Annotated in this window: 19 protein-coding genes and 1 pseudogene; 8 read left to right on the top strand and 12 right to left on the bottom strand. The window is 60.5% G+C overall.

What is annotated here, in order from left to right:
• The first annotated feature begins 79 nt into the window (after nt 1-79).
• Nucleotides 80-1228, top strand: a complete 1149-nt coding sequence (locus tag IDH44_RS15210) for a glycosyl hydrolase family 8 (RefSeq protein ID WP_190919067.1) — start codon at nt 80-82, stop codon at nt 1226-1228.
• Between the two features lie 51 nt (nt 1229-1279).
• Here IDH44_RS15210 and IDH44_RS27410 read toward each other — a convergent pair.
• Nucleotides 1280-1378: pseudogene (locus IDH44_RS27410) on the bottom strand (hypothetical protein); the annotation flags it as partial.
• A gap of 340 nt (nt 1379-1718) precedes the next feature.
• Here IDH44_RS27410 and katG point away from each other — a divergent pair.
• Complete coding sequence (katG, locus tag IDH44_RS15200; protein WP_190919065.1) at nt 1719-3908, top strand: catalase/peroxidase HPI; 2190 nt, start codon at nt 1719-1721, stop codon at nt 3906-3908.
• Nucleotides 3909-3950: 42 nt separating this feature from the next.
• On the opposite strand, the gene IDH44_RS15195 is transcribed toward katG, so the two are convergent.
• Both IDH44_RS15195 and IDH44_RS15190 read right to left on the bottom strand, forming a co-directional pair.
• The gene (locus IDH44_RS15195; RefSeq protein WP_190919064.1) at nt 3951-4127 is read right to left on the bottom strand and encodes a hypothetical protein; all 177 of its coding nucleotides are present in this window, start codon (nt 4125-4127) and stop codon (nt 3951-3953) included.
• Between the two features lie 42 nt (nt 4128-4169).
• On the bottom strand, nt 4170-4370 hold the full coding sequence (locus IDH44_RS15190) for a hypothetical protein (protein WP_190919062.1): 201 nt from the start codon (nt 4368-4370) through the stop codon (nt 4170-4172).
• Between the two features lie 289 nt (nt 4371-4659).
• Here IDH44_RS15190 and IDH44_RS15185 point away from each other — a divergent pair, with 289 nt between their 5' ends.
• Nucleotides 4660-5439 carry a helix-turn-helix domain-containing protein gene (locus IDH44_RS15185; protein ID WP_190919060.1) on the top strand — a complete coding sequence of 260 codons (780 nt, stop codon included), beginning with the start codon at nt 4660-4662 and terminating at the stop codon, nt 5437-5439.
• 192 nt (nt 5440-5631) lie between these two features.
• Here the strand turns inward: IDH44_RS15185 and IDH44_RS15180 are convergent, their stop codons facing one another.
• The 4 genes from IDH44_RS15180 to IDH44_RS15165 form a co-directional block, all read right to left on the bottom strand.
• Entirely contained in the window at nt 5632-7092 is a 1461-nt protein-coding gene (locus IDH44_RS15180; RefSeq protein WP_190919059.1) for a sulfatase family protein, read from the bottom strand.
• A 62-nt stretch (nt 7093-7154) separates the two neighbouring features.
• Nucleotides 7155-8027, bottom strand: coding sequence for a carbohydrate ABC transporter permease (locus tag IDH44_RS15175; RefSeq protein WP_190919057.1), 873 nt, complete (start codon nt 8025-8027; stop codon nt 7155-7157).
• Nucleotides 7994-8935, bottom strand: coding sequence for a carbohydrate ABC transporter permease (locus tag IDH44_RS15170; RefSeq protein WP_190919056.1), 942 nt, complete (start codon nt 8933-8935; stop codon nt 7994-7996). The genes IDH44_RS15175 and IDH44_RS15170 overlap by 34 nt, the downstream gene beginning before the upstream one ends.
• A 32-nt stretch (nt 8936-8967) precedes the next feature.
• The gene (locus IDH44_RS15165) at nt 8968-10287 is read right to left on the bottom strand and encodes an ABC transporter substrate-binding protein (RefSeq protein WP_190919054.1); all 1320 of its coding nucleotides are present in this window, start codon (nt 10285-10287) and stop codon (nt 8968-8970) included.
• A gap of 237 nt (nt 10288-10524) precedes the next feature.
• On the opposite strand from IDH44_RS15165, the gene IDH44_RS15160 reads away from it, so the two are divergent.
• The 4 genes from IDH44_RS15160 (at nt 10525) to IDH44_RS15145 (ending at nt 16768) form a co-directional block, all read left to right on the top strand.
• Nucleotides 10525-12150 carry an AraC family transcriptional regulator gene (locus IDH44_RS15160; protein ID WP_190919052.1) on the top strand — a complete coding sequence of 542 codons (1626 nt, stop codon included), beginning with the start codon at nt 10525-10527 and terminating at the stop codon, nt 12148-12150.
• Between the two features lie 130 nt (nt 12151-12280).
• Nucleotides 12281-13354: an ABC transporter substrate-binding protein gene (locus IDH44_RS15155; RefSeq protein ID WP_190919050.1), complete on the top strand. Its 1074-nt coding sequence runs from the start codon at nt 12281-12283 to the stop codon at nt 13352-13354.
• Between the two features lie 5 nt (nt 13355-13359).
• Nucleotides 13360-14397, top strand: coding sequence for an NAD(P)/FAD-dependent oxidoreductase (locus IDH44_RS15150; RefSeq protein ID WP_190919049.1), 1038 nt, complete (start codon nt 13360-13362; stop codon nt 14395-14397).
• 871 nt (nt 14398-15268) lie between these two features.
• Nucleotides 15269-16768: a BCCT family transporter gene (locus IDH44_RS15145; RefSeq protein WP_223869707.1), complete on the top strand. Its 1500-nt coding sequence runs from the start codon at nt 15269-15271 to the stop codon at nt 16766-16768.
• Here the strand turns inward: IDH44_RS15145 and IDH44_RS15140 are convergent.
• A complete protein-coding gene (locus IDH44_RS15140; protein ID WP_190919047.1) occupies nt 16765-17652 on the bottom strand; it encodes a LysR family transcriptional regulator in 888 nt (295 codons plus the stop codon). The two genes, IDH44_RS15145 and IDH44_RS15140, sit on opposite strands and share 4 nt — an antisense overlap.
• A 129-nt stretch (nt 17653-17781) precedes the next feature.
• On the opposite strand from IDH44_RS15140, the gene gdhA reads away from it, so the two are divergent.
• Complete coding sequence (gene gdhA / locus IDH44_RS15135) at nt 17782-19161, top strand: NADP-specific glutamate dehydrogenase (RefSeq protein WP_190919046.1); 1380 nt, start codon at nt 17782-17784, stop codon at nt 19159-19161.
• A gap of 27 nt (nt 19162-19188) precedes the next feature.
• Here the strand turns inward: gdhA and IDH44_RS15130 are convergent, their stop codons facing one another.
• The 4 genes from IDH44_RS15130 to IDH44_RS15115 are packed head-to-tail and all read right to left on the bottom strand — an operon-like array spanning nt 19189 to nt 21836.
• A complete protein-coding gene (locus IDH44_RS15130) occupies nt 19189-19809 on the bottom strand; it encodes a hypothetical protein (protein WP_190919044.1) in 621 nt (206 codons plus the stop codon).
• A 32-nt stretch (nt 19810-19841) separates the two neighbouring features.
• Nucleotides 19842-20348 carry an ABC transporter permease family protein gene (locus IDH44_RS15125; RefSeq protein ID WP_190919043.1) on the bottom strand — a complete coding sequence of 169 codons (507 nt, stop codon included), beginning with the start codon at nt 20346-20348 and terminating at the stop codon, nt 19842-19844.
• On the bottom strand, nt 20345-21304 hold the full coding sequence (locus IDH44_RS15120) for an ABC transporter substrate-binding protein (RefSeq protein WP_190919041.1): 960 nt from the start codon (nt 21302-21304) through the stop codon (nt 20345-20347). The genes IDH44_RS15125 and IDH44_RS15120 overlap by 4 nt, the downstream gene beginning before the upstream one ends.
• The gene (locus tag IDH44_RS15115; protein ID WP_190919040.1) at nt 21216-21836 is read right to left on the bottom strand and encodes a hypothetical protein; all 621 of its coding nucleotides are present in this window, start codon (nt 21834-21836) and stop codon (nt 21216-21218) included. Before IDH44_RS15115 ends, IDH44_RS15120 begins: the two co-directional genes overlap by 89 nt.
• Nucleotides 21837-21867 lie beyond the last annotated feature (31 nt).

Here is a 21867-nt window from a genome sequence, read left to right as displayed (position 1 = left end):
TTTGCAGCAGATGCTATACTTTTTTCATGTTCTTCCATGCTATGGTATAGGTAATTCAACGGATAAGGGAGGAATTCCTATGCGAACACACGAAAAAAGCGCGTATCAAACGGGACGCTACCGGAATGTGCTGGCCGAGCTTGGCATTGCGGAGACGGCGATCGAAGCGCGGCTGGAGGCGGTATGGGCCGCTCTGTTCGGCGATGCGGACGAGGCGGTGCGCTTTTATTATCCGCTTGGCGCGGACATCGCCTATATATTGGATACCGGCAATCTGGACGTGCGGACGGAAGGCGTGTCGTATGGAATGATGATGGCGGTCCAGATGGACCGCCAGGAGGTATTCGACCGGCTGTGGCGATTCGCGGTAACCTATATGCAGCACCGGGAGGGTCGCTACAAGCATTATTTTGCGTGGCATTGCAAGCCGGACGGCACCCGCCTGTCGTCCGGACCTGCGCCCGATGGGGAAGAATTTTTTGCGATGGCGCTGTTTTTTGCCGCCGCACGGTGGGGGGATGGCGAGCCGCCGCTGGATTATGCCGCGCAGGCGCGGCAAATCCTGCGGGCCTGCCTGCATCAGGGCGAGGACGGGGCGCCGGGCGATCCGATGTGGGACCCAGCGACCAAGCTGATCAAGTTCGTGCCGGAGTCGCCGTTCAGCGACCCTTCCTATCACCTGCCCCACTTCTACGAGCTGTTCGCCGAACGCGCGGATGCGCGCGACCGCGCATTTTGGCGCGAGGCGGCGGATGCCAGCCGGGCCTATCTGCAGCTGGCCTGCCACCCGCAGACCGGACTGGCGCCGGAGTACGCCCACTATGACGGCACGCCCGCGCCGCCGCAGCGGCACGGGGACTATCGTCACTTCTTCAGCGACGCGTACCGGGTGGCGGCCAATGTCGCGCTGGACTGGGAATGGTTCCGCCGCGATCCGTGGCAGGTGGAGCAGTCGAATCGGCTGCTGCGCTTCTTCCGGCCGATCCCGGTCGCCGACTACCGGCGCTATACGATCGACGGGCAGCCCTTCGACGAGCCCGCTCTGCATCCGGTCGGCCTGCTGGCGACCAATGCGGCGGCCGCGCTGGCCGCCGATTCGGAGGACGCCGCTTACTTCGTGCGGCTGTTGTGGGAGACGCCGCTGCGCCGCGGGCCGCGCCGCTACTATGACAATTGCTTGTTCTTCTTCGCCCTGCTGGCGCTGAGCGGACGCTATCGGATCTATTGAAGCCATGCGCGAGATCCCCCAGGCCTGCAGGAGCCGCCGTGCCAGCAGGCTGCGGCTAATCGGCGCGTCGGCGTCCAGCACCTGCTCCAATTGCCGGAGAATCAGCGTCGTACGGGAGGACAAGCGGCACGGGCGCCGCCGAGGATGCATCGGCGATCGGCAGCGCCTGCATGCCGCGTTCGGCGAATTTCAGGAAGGCGCGCAGGTCCAGCACCCCCTTCGCGGTCGGATGCGTGCGGTGAATCTGCAGAAACGCCTCCTGATCGCGGCGCTCGTCTTGCCAATCGTCCGGCCGCGGCCGTACTGCCGCGGCCCGCGCCCGGTGCACATCGACAAGCCCATGGCGAGGGTGCCGGCTCGGAGCAGGCCGCCTGATCAATCTTCGGCGTACGCTCGCACCAGATTCTATTGTTGCTATTTATCGCCCTCTTTATTATAATTATAATTATTATTAATTAAAAATAACTATGATTAATAAGGAGGATCTTCCATGGACCACCCATCCCCTGCCGGCAAGTGCCCCTTCTCGCATGGACACACGGCCGCCAGTCATCATTCTCAGGGTACTTCGAACCAAGACTGGTGGCCGAAGCAGCTTCATGTCGGCTTGCTGCGCCAACACGACACCAAATCAAACCCGATGGACGCCGATTTCGATTACGCCGAGGCGTTCGGCCAGCTCGACTACGAGGCGTTGAAGCAAGACCTGCGGGCCTTGATGACCGACAGTCAGGATTGGTGGCCGGCCGATTATGGCCATTATGGTCCATTCTTCATCCGTATGGCGTGGCATTCGGCGGGCACCTACCGTACTGGCGACGGCCGGGGCGGCGCAGGCAGCGGGTCGCAGCGCTTCGCGCCGCTCAATAGCTGGCCCGACAACGGCAACCTCGACAAAGCCCGGCGCCTGCTGTGGCCGATCAAGCAGAAGTACGGCAACCGCATCTCCTGGGCCGATCTGCTCGTACTGACCGGCAATGTGGCGATCGAATCGATGGGCGGACCCGTGATCGGCTTCGGCGGCGGACGCGCAGACATCTGGCACCCTGAGGAAGATGTATACTGGGGCAAGGAGAAGGAGTGGCTGGGTGAAAATCGCTACAGCGGCGACCGTGAGCTCGACAAGCCGCTGGCCGCCGTGCAGATGGGACTCATCTACGTCAATCCGGAAGGTCCGGATGGTCATCCCGATCCGCTCGGCAGCGCCCGCGATATCCGCGAGACGTTCCAGCGGATGGGCATGAACGATGAGGAAACGGTCGCGCTGATCGCCGGCGGTCATACCTTCGGCAAGGCGCACGGCGCCGGCGATGCCGCCCGGGTCGGCCCCGATCCGGAAGCCGCGCCGCTCGAAGCGCAAGGGCTCGGCTGGCTGAGCGCGCATGGCTCCGGCCGTGGCCGGGACACGATTACGAGCGGCGTCGAAGGCGCCTGGACGGCCAATCCGACGCAGTGGGACAACGGCTTTTTCGACCTGTTGTTCGGCTATGAATGGACGCTGACGACCAGCCCGGCCGGGGCGCATCAGTGGGCCCCTGTCAATCCCGATGCGGCGCATCTCGCGCCGGACGCCGAGGACGCGAGTCGGCGCGTGCCGACGATGATGACGACTGCGGATATGGCGCTGCGCCACGATCCGGACTATGCACGCATCGCAAGACGGTATCATGCCGATCCTGCCGCATTCGCCGATGCCTTCGGCCGCGCATGGTTCAAGCTGATGCACCGCGACATGGGGCCGCGCGCCCGCTACCTCGGACCGGAGGTGCCCGCCGAGGATTATATCTGGCAGGACCCGGTACCGGGGAGCGACGCGCAGTGGACGGCAGCCGAGCTCGACGCCGCCAAGACGAAGCTGCTGGCTTCCGGCCTGACCGTCGCAGAGCTCGTCAAGACGGCCTGGGCGTCGGCCTCCACGTTCCGCGGCTCAGATATGCGCGGCGGCGCCAACGGCGCGCGCATCCGGCTGGAGCCGCAGCGCGGGTGGGAGGCCAATGAGCCTGCCGAATTGGCTCGCGTGCTTGGCGTGCTAGAGCGGGTGCAAGCGGAGCTGCCCCGCCCGCTCAGCCTCGCGGATCTGATCGTGCTGGGCGGCAGCGCGGCGATCGAGCAAGCGGCGCGCGCTGCCGGCTGCCCGGTCGAAGTGCCGTTCACGCCGGGACGCGGCGACGCCACGCAGCAGCAGACCGATGCGGACAGCTTCGCCGCGCTGGAGCCGCTGGCCGACGGCTTCCGCAATTATCGTCGCGCCGGCCTCGAAGGGCCCGAGGAAGAGCTGCTGATCGACAAGGCCCAGTTGCTCAACCTTAGCGCGCCGGAGATGACCGTGTTGATCGGCGGCCTGCGTGTGCTGGGCGCCAACTATGGCGGTACCGCGCACGGCGTCTTTACCGAGCAGACGGGCGCATTGACCAATGCCTTTTTCGTCAAGCTGCTGGATATGGGAATCGCCTGGACGCCTGCAGCGGACGGCACGTATGAAGGACGCGACCGCAGCAGCGGCACGCTAGTGCGGACCGCCACCCGGGTCGACCTCGTCTTCGGCTCCAACTCCGTGCTGCGTGCGATCGCCGAGGTCTATGCCCAAGACGACAACCAAGCGAAGTTCGTACGCGACTTTGTCGCTGCCTGGACGAAGGTCATGAACGCCGACCGCTTCGATTTGCCGAATAAGCACTGATTTATTCATCCTCTCAGCAGCCTGCAACCGCATCCGCATTGCCTACACCCAAGCCGGAGGAAGCGTCTCGACTCGACCTCCGGCTTGGCTGTCCCATGGCGCCCTCCGGTCGGTCCGGACCGCGCCGTGGATGAACAGGACCGGACGCGGCCAGATCGACGCCAGCTCAAGCGCCGGCAGCTTCGACTCCAGGCGGTTGCCGCGATAGCCGTGCGCCATAATAATCGTCCTTCCTGCAGGCTTTGCGGCCGCCGGCAAAAATCAGCCGCTGAGCATAGTGCCATCCCGGCTTGGAAACGTGATCGCCTCAAACGCCATCTCGTAGGTCTGACCGGAGGCGAGCGCGCTCGAATAGGAGCCGCCGTAGCTGACGATCGCCGGATTCGCCGAGGCGGAGAGGCAAAAGGACAGCGAAAGCACGGCAACGAGCACAAGCAGCTTGGCATACCATGTTTTTCTCATCGTTCATCGTTCCTTTCGATAGGCAGAGTCGAATTGTTCAAGCCATTCGTTGAGGCGAGCACTGAGTCGATCCGTCATTCCCTCCTTATCCTCAGAAATGAAAGCGCTGATTGAAAGCGATGTAATTTTGAGTATAAACAATGCTGCTCCTGCTTAATACCCCCAAAATGCAGCGGAAATCAGGCCATAATCTGCGAGTGCTCTACGTTTTAAAGTATGATACAGTAAGAGCATATACTGACAGACAGCATACATGGAAAACGCTGTACTCACCAGGGATGTGACAATCTTGTTCAACGAAGTAACCGTAAATCTTGACAAAATGATTCCCGACTGGCATACCGCCGCTGAACGCATCAGATGGCATATTGTTGTGTTGATGATTGAAGGACAGGCCCATTATGTCATCAACAACGAGGAAGTCATTTTGAGTCCGGGTCAAATTTTGTTTATCCCTTTGCACTCCGAGCGCAGCGGAAAAAACGTTGCAGGCCAGCCCCATCACAAATACACGGTGCTGTTCAACCTGAGCGCTCCTTTCAAGGACGAACCCGACTATTTAAGCCGCAAAACCTACTTCGTCCTGCGCGTCAACAATTTTGAATATTATAAACATCGCATCGAAAAAATGTTTGCCGAATTGCGCGAAGAACAGCCGTTGCGGTATTTTATTTGCAAAGGCATCCTGCAGGAGCTGCTTGGCTTGCTGGGCAAAGAAATGAGGGAATCAACGATTGCGCCGATGAAGCTCAGCTATGTGAAAGCAATGAAAGACTATCTGATCGATCACTACCGCGAAGCGATTGAGATCGACGATCTCGCTCGATTGATTCATCGCTCTCCCAACTACACGATTTCAATTTTCAAAGAAGTCATGGGCCAGTCTCCCATTCAATATATACACTACTTAAGAATCATGGAAGCCTGTAATCTGCTGACAGACACCGATATGACCGTATCTTCAATTTCCGAGCACCTGGGGTACTATGACCCGTCCTACTTCTCCAAAACCTTCAAAAAATTCATGTCGACATCGCCGAAAGCGTTTATCATCCAATCTTCGACGTGAGTCTCGAGAAACTAACGTTATTGCGCGGGTGGGAGGTCGGCTGTCAAACAGCATGATACAAGCCGATTTATGAAATCGAGCCGACTGGTCCTACGTGGCACTTGTAGGACCAATCGGCTCGATTTCGCTGTCTTATCTTTCCCGGAACGAAACGGCCCTGGCCGAAAGAGTCGGCCTCGCCATTTCGCCTTCTCAACCAAATTCCCCGGGATGTCTTCTTTTCAACTCCGGCACGGCGTGCCCGCGGTTGGTCTGTTCGAGGCGGCGGACATAATTGGCCAGATGGCCTCTGGCATGATACGGCCCTCCCTCCTTCATCACCGTCCACATCGGGTCGACCTCGTACGGCATCGACAGCATTGCCTCATCGTGCCATTCGCTCAGCAGATAGACCCCTTCCCGGCACAGGTCCGGTCTTGCCTTGGCCAGGTCTTGCGATTCGTGCGGATCGGCCTTGAGATCGAACAGCATTTCTTTGTCGAACAGATGATAGCCGTCGTGGTACGTCCGGATATACAGGTAATCGGAGAAACGAACGCTGCGCTGGCACACATGGGCGCACTGCGATACGACGAGATACGGGCGCCCGGCGTCGCTTCCGCGTTGCAGGGCGGACGCATAGCTCCGGCCGTCCCACTCTTGCGCCGCCGGCTGGTCGAGCAGCTCCGCGACGGTAGGAAGCAGATCGAGGTGATAATGCAAGCCATGATCGACATAGTCTTGCTTGCACCCCGGCCAGCGTATGATCATCGGAATCCGGCAGGTCCCCTGATCGGCCGTGCCGTGCTCGCCGTAGATGCCGAGCTGCCCCAGGTTTTCCCCGTGGTCGGACGTGATGACGATCGCGACCTCCTCCATGATGCCCTGCTGCTCCAGCGCGTCAAATATCCGGCCAAGATGCTCGTCCATATAGCGGATGCCGCAATCGTAGCCGTCGATCATTTTGCGAAGCTCCTCGTAGCGCTCTATTTTTCCGGGCTGGCGCGGATATTCCGGAAATTCGCGATCGTCGTACATGTTGATCTCGTGCAGACTGTGCGGACCGACTTTGCTCAGATGGCGTTCGAACTGCTCCTCGTTAAGCCAAGCCGGCAGCGGATCCGCTTCGAACGGATTGCCGAACTGCTCGGGCGCGCGATACGGCGTGTGCGGGTCCCAGTAATTGACGTACAAAAACCAGTCGTCGTCGCGGTTTTGCCGGTCGAGCCAGCCCAGCACGGCAGGGGTCACCTCTTCGGCCGATTCCATGCCGTTTTTTCCGGTATTGTACATTTCGTTGAATCCCGCGTAAAACGTGAAGGCCGAATGCCTTTCCGCGAACGGACTGATCAGAGCCGTCGTCATCCCCCGCTTTCGAAAAATAGCCGGCAAGCTGTCCGTATGCAGCTTCGTCCGAAATTCACGGGAACTTCCCTCAAGGCGTTGATCGGCGGCAGTCCCGCCGTGTCCGACGACGCCGTTGTGAATGCCGAATTTGCCGCTCATCAATGCATTTCGAGAAGGACAGCAGGGGGCATCCGAGGTGTAGTAGTTCGTGAAAGCAACGCCTTCTTTCGCAATCCGGTCGATATTCGGCGAGGTATTGCGATGGTAGCCGTAACAGCCCAGATGGGCTGGATTGGTCGAATCCAGATCAAGCAATAAAATCTTCAATCGACTCTCTCCTCTTCCTATTTTTCTCTATTTTTTCTCTGCGTTGTCGCAGGCGCCGCCGCTCACCCCTTGATGCCGGTCGTCGCGATGCCTTGTACCAAAAATTTCTGGAAAAACAAAAACACGAGCAACTGAGGCAGCAGCGACAAGGTCGCCATCGCGAACATCGCGCCCCAATCGGTTACAGCGGCCGGGTCGGAAAACATGCGCAAGCCGAGCGAGACCGTATAAAGCGCGGTGTCATTCAAATAGATGAGCGGCCCGAGGAAGTCGTCCCACGTCCACATGAAAGCGAAAATGGAAGCCGTGACGAGCGCAGGCTTGCACAGCGGCAAAATAATGCGCGCAAAGATGCCGTACGTCGAGCAACCGTCGATCGTCGCCGCTTCATCCAGCTCGCGCGGGATGCCGCGAATAAACTGAATGATCAAAAAGATAAAAAAGGGTCCGCCGCCAAAAAATGCCGGAACGATCAAGGGCTTGTAGGAGTTGATCCAGTTAAGCCCGTCGAATAGAATGTACTGCGGAATCATCGTCACTTGCATCGGAATCATCATGGAGACCATCAAGCATACGAAAAAAAACGTTTTTAACCTGAACTGCAAGCGGGCAAAGCCAAAGGCGACTGTGGTCGAGGAGAGCAACGTTCCAATCACGACCAGTACCGTCACAAATGCGGAATTTAAAAAGAATGTGTCGAACCCGACATTGCCGAATCCGCGCCAGCCGATCGCATAGTTGTCCCATTTCACCGGACTGGCCAGCAAGGAGGACGCCTCGGTGAAGATCGCCGTGTTCGGCTTCAACGAGCTGGCCATCATCCAGATGATCGGGTAGATCATGATCACCCCGAACAATATCACGAACAGATGATACAAAAATGTGTTTTGACGAGCCACGATTACTTTCCCCCGTCCGATTCGTAGTACACCCATGAAGAAGAGGACTTGAAAATCAGCGCCGTAAAGAACCCGATAATGAGCAGCAGGAACCAGGCCAGGGCTGACGCGTACCCCATGTCAAAATGGGCAAATGCCTTCTCGTACATATAAACGGCATAGAACAATGTCCGGTCCAGCGGCCCTCCCTCGGTAATGATAAAGCTCTGCGTGAAGGTCATAAACCCGTTGATGGTCTGCATGACCAGATTAAAAAAGATGACCGGCGTGAGCATCGGCAATGTGATTCTGAAAAACTTTCGCGCCGCCCCCGCACCGTCCACAGAAGCGGATTCGTACAATTCCAACGGAATTTGTTTGAGACCCGCCAGAAAAATCAGCATGGGCGCGCCGAATTGCCACACGACCAATAGAATAAGCGTCGACAGCGCGGTATCGGGACTGCCCACCCAGTTCATCCCCTCGATATGAAAAAACGAAAGGATGTCGTTGACCGCGCCATTGCGCCCGAACAATTGCCGCCACATGACGGCCACCGCGACGCTCCCCCCGATGATGGAGGGAATATAATAAATGGTCCGGTACAACCCGACGCCGCGTCGATTCCGGTTAAACAGCACCGCCACAAACAACGCGAAGGCCAGCTTGAGCGGCACGGAAAGAAACACAAACAAAAAGGTGACCTTGAGCGATGTCATCAAGCGCGGATCGGACGTGAACATCCGCACGTAATTGTCCCATCCAGCCCAAGTCGGGCTGGAGAGGATGTCGTAATGGGTAAACGATAAATAAAGCGAGGCGATCATCGGCCCGATGACAAAGCAAAGGAAGCCGATCAGCCAAGGGGAAATAAAGGAATAACCGATCGCTTGTTTCTTCCATGCTTGAAGAAGCGGGCTTGCCTTTGATCGGGTTGCCTTCCCCGGTGTTTTTGAATCGTGCATGGCCGATCCTCCATTCTGTTCTGATCTGTCGCTTATTGGGCGTTGCGCGATAAAACGGCTTCCGCTTCGGCACGGAAACGCTTGGCCCCCTCCTCGGGCGTCGTAACGCCGAAGCTGACTTCTTCCTGAATGCTTTCATACGCCGTGACGACTTCCCCTTGTCTTTTCGGGTCCGGAGGCGACATCGGGCCGGCATAGTCTTTCGCGAGCTCGATGTAATCGAATGTCTTTCGTGTGTTCTCGTCTACCAGCGGCGTGATATGCGACAATATTTTACTTGAAATCGGCACGCCGTAGATCCCCATCAACACTTCGTGCGCCGCCTCGCTATTGGTGAAGAAATCGACCAGCATGGCCGCTTCTTCCGGGTGCTCGGAATTGGCCGAGACCGCGTAGAATTGGCCGGGACGCAAATATTGTCCGGGCTCTCCGCCCTCGAGCGAAGGGAATATCGTCAGCTCAAGCGGCCGGTCCGCCGCTTGTGCAATCGCCACGAATTCGTTGCTGGTCAACGGCTGGAAAGGGGATTTTTTATGCACAATCAGCTGGTCTTCCAACCCTTGCACACTGTTCACGACATCCGGCGGCGGCGTAAGATCGGCCTTCCTCAGCTCGTCCACCATCGTCAGGAAGTCGATCAGATATTGATCGCCCTCGTAGCCCAGCCCGTCGCCCGCTTCGTTGTAAATCCAAGCCCCGTGCTGACGCAAATAGAAGCCGAAAGCCGGCAAATCTTGCGGAACGGTCACGTATGTGCCGCTGCCGTAATGCGCTTTCACTTGCTCCCCGATTGCGCCGAGCTGCTCCCATGTGTAACCGGGTCCAAAATCGGCGACTCCCGCTTCTTCAAGCATGGCCGGGTCGTACGTCATCGCATACGAGTTCGTGCCTTGACTGACTGCATACAGCTTTCCGTCGACCATGCCGCCCTCGAGCAATGCCGGATCCACATCGTCGAAATTCAGAATGCCTTGCTCGGTAAAAGGCGTAAGGTCGGCGAGCAACCCGCGGTTGGTGTACTCCGCAAAATATTGAAGGTCCATATTCACGACGTCGGGCAAATTTTGTCCGGCCGCCTGGGTCGCAAGCTTGTCCCAATACCCGCCCCACCCGGTGAACTCCGTGGAAACCTTGATGTTGGGATGCGCCTCTTCAAACAACTCGACGACTTTTTGCGTACGATCGTGCACCTCCTTGTTTCCCCACCAGACCATGCGGAGGTTTACCGTTTCGTTCGACTCCCCCTCGGATCCGGTCGCGCTCGAATCGGCTCCGGAATCGTTGTTGCCGCAAGCGGATGTGAGCACCAGGCACGTCAGGAGCGTAACCCCTAGAAAACCCTTCTTTTTCACGTTGTATTCCCCTTTTGTTTGAATTTTGGTTGCACGATTTGAAAATAAAAGCGTTCACAAGGCACATCGGAGCGTGGCCAAGTCCGCTTACTAAAAAGTATAGGGAATCGACGGTAGGGTGACGATGTATAAAACTCAAATTACATGTAGGATATTATGATCCAAACTATGGTAAAGTAGCATAAGCGAACCGCAATCATCGAAGTATCGCCAAAAGTAAGAAAGGAGCCGCTCAAGGTGACGGAGACAAAAGAAAAGACCCGGACCGAGCATTACGCCGCGCTCGATACGCTCGTCTTCAAGCTGCAAGCGGCGGAGCGCATCGAGCCAAGCGGCGATGCCTGGGCGCTGCGCGCCCAATTCCTGCCCGCGCACCTGCTGCTGTATGCCGACAGCTGCGAGGGCTGGCTGACGGTAGACGGGCAATTCTTCGAGCTGCGCGCAGGTGCGGCCCACCTGGCTGCGCCCGGGCAGTTGATCGAGGGACAAGGCACGGCCCGGGAGGGAGGCGGGCTGTACGCCTTGCGCTTCGAGGCGCTGCAGAGCGGGCAGCCCGAAGACGGACAGCTGCGCACGCTCCGGCCCGGGAGCCCGCTGCCGGTCTACGGCGCGCTGCCGGTCCGCTCCCCGGTGTCGGTCGGCTTGCTCTGCGGCGGGATGTGCGAGCAATGCCGCGCCCCGCAAGCGCTGCAGCGCTTCGAGGCGCAGGTCCGATTCCTGGAGCTGCTCCACTCGCTGCTGCTGGACCACAGCCGCGACGCGGCTCACCGCGACGACGCCGCGCTCGAGCAGGCGCGGCTCCACCTCGAGCAGCATTACGGCGAGCGCTTGACCATCCGGGAGCTGGCGGCGGTGGCCCGCATGAGCACGCGCCACTTCATACGGCGCTTCAAGCAGGCCTACGGCTGCAGCGCCCTCGATTACCTCACCGTCTATCGCATCCGGCAGGCGCAGACGCTGCTGCGCGCCGGCAGCCGCCGGATGTCCGATATCGCGCGGCACGTCGGGTACCCGGACGAGATCTATTTCAGACGCAAATTCAAGCAGGTGACGGGCGTGCCGCCGGCTGCATTTCGGCACAACAGCAGGCAAAAAATCGCCGCCGTCGACGACCCGGCCATCGGCATTCTGCTTGCCCTGCAGATCATTCCTAGCGCGGCGCCGTCCAACCATCCGTGGACCGACTATTACAGGCGCAAATACGACCCGTCGGACGTGCTGGCCCTCAGCGAAGACGCGGCTATGGCGTACGAGCAGCTGCAACGACTGGAGCCGGATGCGATCGTCGCAGCTTGTGGACGACCGGACGACAGACTGTGCGACATTGCGCCGATCGTGACGAGCGTCCGACCTGCCGGCGATTGGCGCGCCCAGCTGCGGCAGATCGCCCGCGAGCTGGACCGATCGGCCATTGCGGAGCTCTGGCTCGCGCGTTACACCGAAAAAGCCGCCCATGTCCGCGCTCGGATTGCGACGACTGTCGGCGAGGACAAGCTGCTCATCGTGCGCCTCTGCGGTACGCGGCTCGAGCTGCCCGGGAACCGCAGCATGGCGGAGGTATTCTATACGGACTTGCAGCTGCACGCCCCTCCCACTCTTAGCCAAGACGCCGCTGCGGCCGAGCTGAGCTGCGAACGGCTCGCCGAGCTGGAAGCCGATCGTCTGCTGGTGTTCGTGGGGACGGACGCCGCCTCGCAGTCAGCCTGGCGCGCATTGACGCGGACCGCGTGCTGGTCGGCGCTGCCCGCTGTCCGCAGCGGCAAGATCGACACCCTGCCTGCCGGTCCACTGAGCGAGTATACCGCCTTCACCCACGAGCTGCTGCTCGACGAGGCGCTCAAGCTATGGCGCGATCGTGCATAAAATAAAGTCGCAATTGTTCCTGTTTTGCCGGACGCGATTCCTTTATACTACCGTTAAATGATAATGATAATTACTCTTAGTTGAGGATTATCTTCATGAATTCCAACCCCATCAGGAGGCGTATACAAAAATGAAACGCAGTTGGTCAACGGTAGGCATGGTCATCCTCATCGCAGCATTACTCGCCGCATGCGGAGCGGCGCGCGAACAGGGCACCCGACAGGACGGGACGACAAACGCCGCGCCCGGCGGCGTCACAAACGAAGCGGCAAACGACAGCGGCGCTCCCGCCCAAGACGAGCAGACGTCAACTGACGGCCGGGAAGCAGCCGAGACAACAAAGGAGCAGACAACGGCGACGCAGGTTCTGGAGACGGTCATGGGCGATGTCGCCATCCCGGTCGAACCGGAGCGCGTCATCGGGCTGTCGGTCGTCTATCCGGAGCTGCTGTACGCTCTGGGCGTCGTCCCGGTCGCCGTCCAGAATTACCACGACGAATTCCCTTCCTATCTGGGGGATGGGCTCGCGGACACGCTGAAGATGGGGATCGACCGGACGCCCGACTTCGAAGCGATCCTCTCGGCGGATCCCGATCTCATCCTCGCGCCGGCGTGGTGGTCGGAGAAGGACTACGATCAATTGTCCAGCATCGCCCCTACTGTGCTGCTGCCGCAGCGCGACGATTGGCGCGACGAGCTGCGCGACATCGCGGCGGTATTCGGCAAAGAGGCGCAAGCCGCAACCGTCATCGCCGAGCTGCAGGCAAAGACGGACGAGGCCGCGGCGCAGTTGGACGAGCTGATCGGTGACGAAACGGTGCTGTATATGCGCATCATGGCCAAGGAAATCGTCGTGCACGGCCCGAGCAGCGCCCGCGGCAAGCTGATCCACGAGGAACTGGGGCTGGCGCCGGTCCCGCAATTGCCGCAGGCCGAGAATGCCCGCTCCATCTCGCTGGAGGTGCTGCCCGAATACGATGCCGATCACTTCATCATCCAGCTCGACGACGAATCCAGCGAAGAGGTGCAGAGCCAGTTCGAACGCATGCTCTCAAGTGCGTTGTGGGATAAGTTGACTGCCGTTCAACAAGATCATCTATATATGGTGGAAGGCAAGGACTGGTTCAACGTCGGCATGTCCCCGCTCGCCGACAGCGCCGCAATCGACACCGTCGTGGAGGCGCTGGAGCACAAGCAGCCTTGAGCGGAATGAATCAAGCAGCAGGCGGCGAGCCCTCCGTCTACGACGTGACGATCATCGGCGGCGGACCGGCCGGGCTGTATGCCGCCTTCTATGCGGGCATGCGGGACCTGTCCGTCAAGATCCTCGAGGGCGGGGACAAGCTCGGCGGCTTCCTGCATACCTATGCGGAGAAGCGGATCTGGGACGTCGGAGGCCTGCCCCCGATCCGCTGCGCCCTGCTGGTCGAGCACTTGGTTCGCCAGGCGGCCACCTTCGACCCGACGATCCAGTGCCGGACGCGCGTAGACGGGCTGACGCGGCGAGCTGACGGCCTGCTCGAGCTGCGTACCGACAGCGGGGCGCTCCACCTGTCGCGCACGGTCATCATCGCGGTCGGACGGGGCATCGCCGAGCCGCACAGGCTCGAGCTGGACGGGGCGCAGTTGTATGAGCTGACCAATCTGCACTATACGGTGACCGATCCGACGCGTTATCGGGACAAGCGCGTGCTCGTCTCCGGCGGCGGCAATTCGGCCGTCGATTGGGCGCTGGAGCTCGCCGAGCTCGGCGCCCGCGTCACGGTCGTCCATCGACAGAGCGCCTTTCGGGCGATGGAGCGCAATGTCGCGCTGATGCATGAGCGGGCCGACGTGCGGACGCCGTGCCGGCTCGCGCGTCTGCACGGCGCCGGCGCACGCATCGCGCAGGTCACGATCGAGCAGCTCGACAGCGGACGCTCCGAGACGCTCGAAGTGGACGAGGTCGTCGTCTTCCACGGCTACAGCGCCAGCGGCCTCGTCATGGCCCAGTGGGGGCTCGAGAGCGAGGAAGGCATACTGCGGGTAAACGCGCGTACCGCTACCGCGGTGCCGGGCGTCTTCGCCGCAGGCGACTGCGCCTCCTACCCGAGCAAGGTGCGGCTCATCGCCGGCGCATTCAACGACGCGATTCTGGCCGTGAACAGCGCCAAGCAGTACCTCGATCCGAATGCGGCGGGCATGGCCTATGTCTCCTCGCACAACGAGGTGTTCCGCTCGCGCAACCCAGACATCGCCGGGGGCTAGCCCCTGGCGATTCGTGTGCCGCGCAGTCCGTGTCGAAACGGCGCTTGACATTGCGAAACGGACGTGCGTTGGGCCATTCGCCCTCGCGTGTGAGCGGTCGTTCCAGTAGCGCCCCACCAGCCACTCTGCGGCCTGAGCTGAGCTGCGCGCGTCCGTATGGGGAACCTCCGTCGGCAGTACATCTGGCGTATAGCGGCAGAACGTGCCCCGCCCAGCTCGGCAAATGGCACCGGATTCCCATGCATGCTTCGGCAGCCACTGCGAGGCAGCTCTAACGGACACCAGCGGCGCTTAGCGCCTAAATCGAAGCCTCGCGCATTTCTAATGGACACTAGCGACGCTTAGCGATCATTTCAGCCACTTACCCGGGTCATAATCCCCGCTAAGCGTCTCCCTTGTCCGCTACACGTGGAAGGAAGTCAAAAAACGCCGCTAAGCACCTCTCATGTCCATTACAGTAGAGTAGAGTGGAAGGCGCAGCCCGGGCGACGGTCGCCCGCATGCTCTGCAAACGGGGCAGCCTGCTCGAATTCGCCAGGCAGCGTTCATCCACAACTCTTGTCTCGGCAGGCATCTGCATGGACGCACGGGCACGTGTCCACAGCGCGTGTACGCGGCGCATGGGTGCGAGCCCACGGCGCATCCGCAGCGGCGTTCATCCGCGGCGCGTGCCCTCCGCATGGCGTGTATCGCAGCCTATCCTCGAAGGGCAGGTCTCCAATGCGCTTATTCGCGACATGTATCCCACCGCGTAATCAGCTGGCGGAGCACCGGCTTGCAGTCCGCCAACCGCTAGCCTTGCGACTTGCGCTCGCTGTTTAATTGAGGCTGCGCGTTGTTTAATCGTGCCTGCGCCCGGGTAAGGGCCACTATGATACGCTTCAAAACGATGAAAAAGTTCAACGTCGTCTTTTACGCTTCCGTCGTACTGGTCCTGCTCTTCGTCTTGATCGGAGCCCTGTTTCCAGATCAAGTCAACCAATTTGCCAACCAAGCCTTTGCCCTTACGGCAAAGTACCTGGGCGGCTTTTATTTGGTTATCGTGGTGCTGTTCATCGGCTTCTGCGCGTATTTGGCGTTCAGTCGGACCGGCCATCTCCGGCTCGGCCAAGACAACGACCGGCCGGAGTATTCGTATTTCAACTGGATTGGCATGCTGTTCAGCGCCGGCTTTGGCGTCAGCCTTATTTTTTGGGGCGTGTCCGAGCCGATCAAGCACTATTTGAATCCGCCTGTCGGTTATGAAGCGGAGACGAAGGAAGCGGCGCAAGCCGCAATCAAATTTGCCATGTTTCATTGGGGCATTCATCAGTGGGCGATCTTTGCCGTCATCGGCCTGACCATCGGCTACACGCAGTTCCGCAGGGGCCGGCCCGGTTCAATCAGCGCAGTGCTCGAGCCGCTGGCTCGGCGCTGGCGGGTACCGCGGGGATGGCGATCGGTCATCGACACTCTGGCTGTGCTCGCCACGGCCACCGGTGTCGCGACCTCGCTGGGGCTCGGCGTCATGCAAGTGAATGGCGGGATGAACTATGCACTGCAGATTCCAGATACAGCCTGGAGCCGGCTGCTCATCATTGGCCTGCTGCTGCTCGCCTATCTGGTCTCCTCCATTACCGGACTGAATAAGGGGATCCGGATTTTGAGCTTTGTCAATCTGAGCGCCGCCTTTTTGCTGATGGGCTTCGCCTTCGTGGCAGGCCCCAGCTTGTATATCTTCAACAGCTTCATCTCGGGCGTCGGCCGTTACTTGAACGAAATCATTCCGCTCAGCTTCAATATACGGCCGCAGCAGCCGAATCTGGATTGGCTCAAGGAATGGACTCTCTTTTATTGGGCCTGGGCCATCGCCTGGTCACCGTTCGTCGGCAGCTTCATCGCCCGCGTGTCCAAGGGCAGGACGATTCGAGAATTCATCGGCGGCACCTTGCTCGTGCCGCCGCTTGTCGCCATCGCGTGGATGGCCATCATGGGCGGCTCCGCGCTTTATTTTGAGACCATCGCCGACCTGCCCATTGCCGATGCGGTGCGGGAGGACCTGACGTACGGGCTCTTCGCGACACTGGCGCAATTGCCGCTGGGCCCGGTGCTGACCTGGATCGCCCTGGCGCTCATCTTTACCTTTCTCGTCACCTCGGCGGACTCTGCAACCTTCGTGCTGGCGATGATGACGACCCGCGATCGGATGGACCCGCCGCGCATCGGCAAGATCGTATGGGGCGTGCTGCAAGCGGCTGTAGCGGCCGTACTCCTGCTGTCCAGCGGCCTGCAAGGCCTGCAGACCGCGTCGCTGCTCATGGCGCTGCCCTTCTCGCTCATTATGGTGCTGATGTGCATCGCCTTTTTGCAGGAGGTCAGGCGCGAGCGCTAGTCCGCGTAGAATTCCGTCAAGAATTGGTAGAACAGCGCCTCCGTCGGCAGCAGCTTGCGCCCTTGCGGACAGAGCACGCCGATCGTGCGCGTCACATCGGGATCGACGAGCGGCTTTTTGACGGTCGATTGGGGGATGTTGTCCACCAGTGTGACCTCGGGCATCAGCGCGATGCCCAGCCCTGCGGATACGAGCCCCTTCAGCGCGTCGATATCGTCCCCCTCGAAGGCGATGCGCGGCACGAATCCGAGCTGCTGACAGGCCTGCAGCACGATTCTCCGAAAGACCGTCCCTTCGGGCAAGGTGACAAAAGCCTCCTCCCGCATGTCCGCCAGCCGTATCGCATCGCGTCCGGCGAGCGGGTGTGCGGCCGGCAGGAGCGCCACGATCCGCTCGGTGAAGAGCAGCCGCTGCCGCACCCGCGGCTCTCCCTCGGGCAGCGGCGCGATCATCGCCAGGTTGAATTCGCCGCCGGCGACGCCGTCGATCAGATCGTGGTACAGCGCCTGCTTCATCTGGAATTGCGCCTGGGGGTAGCGCTGCCGAAAGGCGTAAATTGCGGTCGGCAGCACATGCGCCGCCAGACTGATCGGAAAGGCGATGCGCACTACCCCTTTCTCCGGCGCCAAATATTCCTTGACCTCCCGCTCCGCCTCGCCGATACTATGCATGATCCCCTCTACCCGTTCCAGCAATATCCGGCCGATCGGCGTCAGCTTGACGCGCCGGCCTTTGCGCACGAATAAATCGACGCCGAGCTCGCTCTCCAGCTGTACCAGCTGCCGGCTGACCGACGACTGCGCCACATGCAGCGCATTGGCCGCCTCGGTCACATGCTCGCGCTTGGCCACCTCCATGAAGTAGCGCATTTGACGTACCTCCATCTTTGCTTTCGCCCCCCTTATGCATATATTGCATCAATCTCATTCAGACTAGATATTGAAACGATCAACAATTCATGACTACTATTATAGTATTCTTTTCGGCGAAAGACACATTGAAGGAGTGTATCCATGCATTTGGCAGAACAAACAACCCTCATCGACACCCGGGAAGCGGAGCTTCACGTCTCGCAATTGCTCGAGGCGGTCAAGCGGCGCAACCCCGGCGAATTCGAATTTCATCAAGCCGTGCAAGAAGTGCTGACCTCGCTCGTGCCAGTCGTGGCGCAAAAGCCGGCCTATGCTGCCCACGCGGTGCTGGAGCGGCTCGTCGAGCCGGACCGGCTCCTGTCGTTCCGTGTGCCCTGGCAGGACGACGCCGGCCGCATTCGCGTCAACCGCGGCTTCCGCGTCCAATTCAGCAACGCCATCGGACCGTACAAGGGCGGCTTACGCTTTCACCCTACCGTCAACGCCAGCATCGTCAAATTTCTGGGCTTTGAGCAAATTTTCAAAAACACCCTCACCGGACAGCCGATCGGCGGCGGCAAGGGTGGCGCGGACTTTGACCCGAAGGGCAAGTCGGATTTTGAGATCATGCGCTTTTGTCAAAGCTTCATGACCGAGCTAAGCAAGCATATCGGACCGGATACCGACGTGCCGGCGGGCGATATCGGCGTAGGCGCCCGGGAGATCGGCTACTTGTTTGGCCAATACAAAAAGCTCGCCGGCGCATATGAGGCGGGCGTGCTGACGGGCAAGGATATCGGGTACGGCGGCAGTCTCGGGCGCAAGGAAGCGACGGGCTATGGAGCGGTGTACTTCGTAGAGGAGATGCTGCAGCATGCAGGCTCGGGCTTCCGGGGCAGCACAGTCGTCGTCTCCGGCTCCGGCAACGTCTCCATCTATGCGATGGAGAAGGCCATGCAACTCGGCGCCAAGGTGGTCGCATGCAGCGATTCGGGCGGCTTCGTCTATCACAAGGAAGGCCTCGTCCTGGAGACGATCAAGCGGCTGAAGGAAGTGGAAGGCCGGCGCATCGCGGACTACGTCGAGGCGCATCCGGAGGCGCTGTACGTCGAGGGCTGCGACGGCATCTGGACGATCCCGTGCGAGATCGCCCTGCCGTGCGCCACGCAGAACGAGATCGGCAAGACCGCCGCCGAAGCATTGGTGCTCGGCGGCGTGAGGGCCATCGGCGAAGGCGCCAACATGCCGTCGACGCTCGAGGCGATCGAGGTGTTCCAGCGCAGCGGCGTGCTGTTCGCGCCGGCCAAGGCCGCCAACGCCGGAGGCGTGTCGGTGTCCGCGCTCGAAATGGCGCAAAACAGCGCACGCCTCTCCTGGACGATGGAGGAGGTGGATGGCAGACTGCAGGCGATCATGCATGACATCTACCGGTCCTGCACCGAGGCTGCCGAGGCGTACGGTACGCCGGGCAATCTGGTCGCGGGCGCCAATATCGCCGGCTTCGTCCAGGTCGCCGATGCCATGATCGCGCAAGGGATCTAGCACGGTCATCGCCGGCCGTCGCCGCGTCTACTTCGGCCGGCGCGCCTCCAAGAGCGCCCGATAATCTCCCACCGCGCCGAATACGATGCGATTACTGTCGTGGAAGCTATGCGCGCCGTCATACGAGACGCGCACGACATAGAGCAAGCTGACCCCGTCGAGGATCCAGTCGGCGTATTGGAAGCCCGTCTTCATGCGGGCGCGCTCGGGGTCCTCGCCCGGATCCGCCGCCATTAATGTGATGACGTGGAACCAGCGCCGCAGGTCCTCGGACGCGAACATCGACAGCCGCTCCCGCAGCACCGGACGGGTCCGATCCTCGCCTTGATTGGACAGCGTCACGTACAGTCCCGTTGCCGCGTCGCGGCGCACGGTGAACTTGTGCGAGCCGCCGGGCAGCCGGGCGAAGCCCGTGGCCGGATCGAAGCGCAGCGCGGCGCCCTGCGCCTCCACGGTCGTCAGCGCCACAAGGTCCCAGACCGGATCGGTCGTCAGGCGCAGCATATTGACGAGGCCGCCGCCCGGCGCGGGCACGACATTGCCCTCGAGCCAGCCCGCCCCGCCGCCCGCCGTGCCCCACTCGGAGAGCGCGATCGGAATGGCGCGGAAGAAGTTGAGCGCGACGATGACGTTGAACGCCGACAGCATGCCCGGGATGATCAGCGCCTACAGGGAATTGATCAGGCCGACGTTTTGACGATCATGTAGGTCGGAATCAGCCCGCCGTTGAACACCATCGTGAACAGGATCATGAGAATGATCGCATTTTTGAGCGGCAGCGTCCGCTTCCCCAGCGCATAGGCGGTCATTGCCGTGCACAGCACGCTCAGGCACGTGCCTGCGACGGTCACGATGATGCTGTTGCGATACGCCAGCCAGATGAAGTCCGAGCGGAACACATTGGCGTACGCCTCCAGATTGAAGCCGCGCGGCAGCAGGAAGATCCCCCCGCGATACGCGCCTTCGGTGTTGCTGAATGACAGGCTGAGCTCGTGCCACAACGGATAAAAGGTGACAAGCGCCGCCAGCAGCAAAAATACCGTATTGCCTGTAGCATCGATCAGCTTGGTCTTCATATCCCGCATGCCGCTATAGAAGGCGGCATACAAACCGGCAGGGCCCCCACCGATAATTGTCGTATCGTACAGCTCGAGCATCAGCTTCTCTTCCATTTCTGCATCCTTCATCCTTGTTCGTCTCCTCCTACGAGCAGCCGCACCGCTTCGTCCAGCGTATGGTTCATCGAGATCGGGTCATAGGTGAACCAGACATCCGCCGGCAGCAGATGCACCCTTTGGTTCTGCACCGCAGGCAGATTGGACCAGAGTTCCTGAGCCTGCTGGTAGGCCTGATCCGATTCCTTGTCCGTCACGAGGATGAAGAGCCAGTCGCCGCCCGCATACGTGAGACTCTCTTCCAGCGACAGATTGCCGGTCGATGTCAGATTCGGGTCTTCCTCCACCAGCGCCTCCATGGCTGGCGGCATATCGAGCTGCAATCCGTGGTGGAACGCGTGCCCGACATCCCGTCCGGCATATCCCCGGACCCCGCCCTTGCCGACGAAGCGGATGACCGAGACCGTCTCCCCTTCCTGAATGACGCCTTCAATGGCGGCGCGCGCTTCGGCGGCATGCGTCTCGTAGGCCTCGATGTATACCTCCGCTTCCGCTTCCTTGCCCAGGATCCCGGCGACGGTCCTCAGCTTGCCCCAGACATCATCGGTGGTCCATGGGAGGATGACCGTCGGAGCAATTTTGGACAATTGCTCGTAATCAAGCTCATCGAAGTCGGCTGCGATGATCAGATCCGGGGCCAGCTCCACCATCGCCTCCATGTTCGGCGGGAATTGTCCAAGATCCAGCGCATCGTCCGTATAACCGGCCAGGTGCGGACTTTGCTCGGGCAGCAATCGCGTCACCGTGCCGGCTGGACGTATACCGAGCGCAGCCAGCTCGCCTGCATAGTAGGTTGCAGCGATTCGCTGCGGTTCAGCCGGAATCTCCACCTCTCCATTTATCGTAGAGACGACGCGCGTCGCAGACGCCCCATCTGCCTCAAGCGCATCGTTGTTCTCCTGTTGATGATCCGCTTCCGTTGTCGTTTCGTTGACGCCATTCCTCCTGATAGCGCAGCTCCATCGCATGCTGCACGGCCTGCTCGGCCTGCTCGGTCGTCTGCTGGGCGGGAAGGCGGTTATCGCTGGCATGCCACCATAGCAGGATCTCCTGCAACACCAGTTGTACGCGCAGTGCGCGCTCCCGACGGTCGCTCAACATATGCGCCGCGTAGTGCAGGCGCTCCGCCATCGCAGAGAGCTCGTCGATCACGGGGCGCTCGACGACAGCGATCGCAGATTCGCCGACCTGCCGCTCTCTGGCATCGGCCTCCCCTGCCTCCGGCTCCGCATACCGCATGCTCTCGAACTCTATGTAGTACAACCTCCATGGCCCCATGCCCGGCTCAGTCTGCAATGCCAGCGCTTCTCCGCCTTCGTAGGAGAGCAGCGCACCTTGGGCAGTCAGCATATACAATTGCCGCTGATGCTGGATCTGTGCCACGCCGCAGCCCGAGATTGAGATCATCATCCACAGCGCAGGCGGATGCAGCTGCTGCAGCGCGTCCCCCTCCCTGATCGTCAGCTGGCGGATGCTGCGGAATAGGTAAATGTCGGACATGCTATTTGCCCCTCTCTGCGCTTTCTGGTTG

The sequence above is a fragment of the Paenibacillus sabuli genome (assembly GCF_014705605.1).
GTDB classification, from domain to species: domain Bacteria; phylum Bacillota; class Bacilli; order Paenibacillales; family Paenibacillaceae; genus Paenibacillus_D; species Paenibacillus_D sabuli.
The sequence above is the reverse complement of the archived record's forward strand: the minus strand, read 5'-3'. Positions and strand labels throughout refer to the sequence as shown.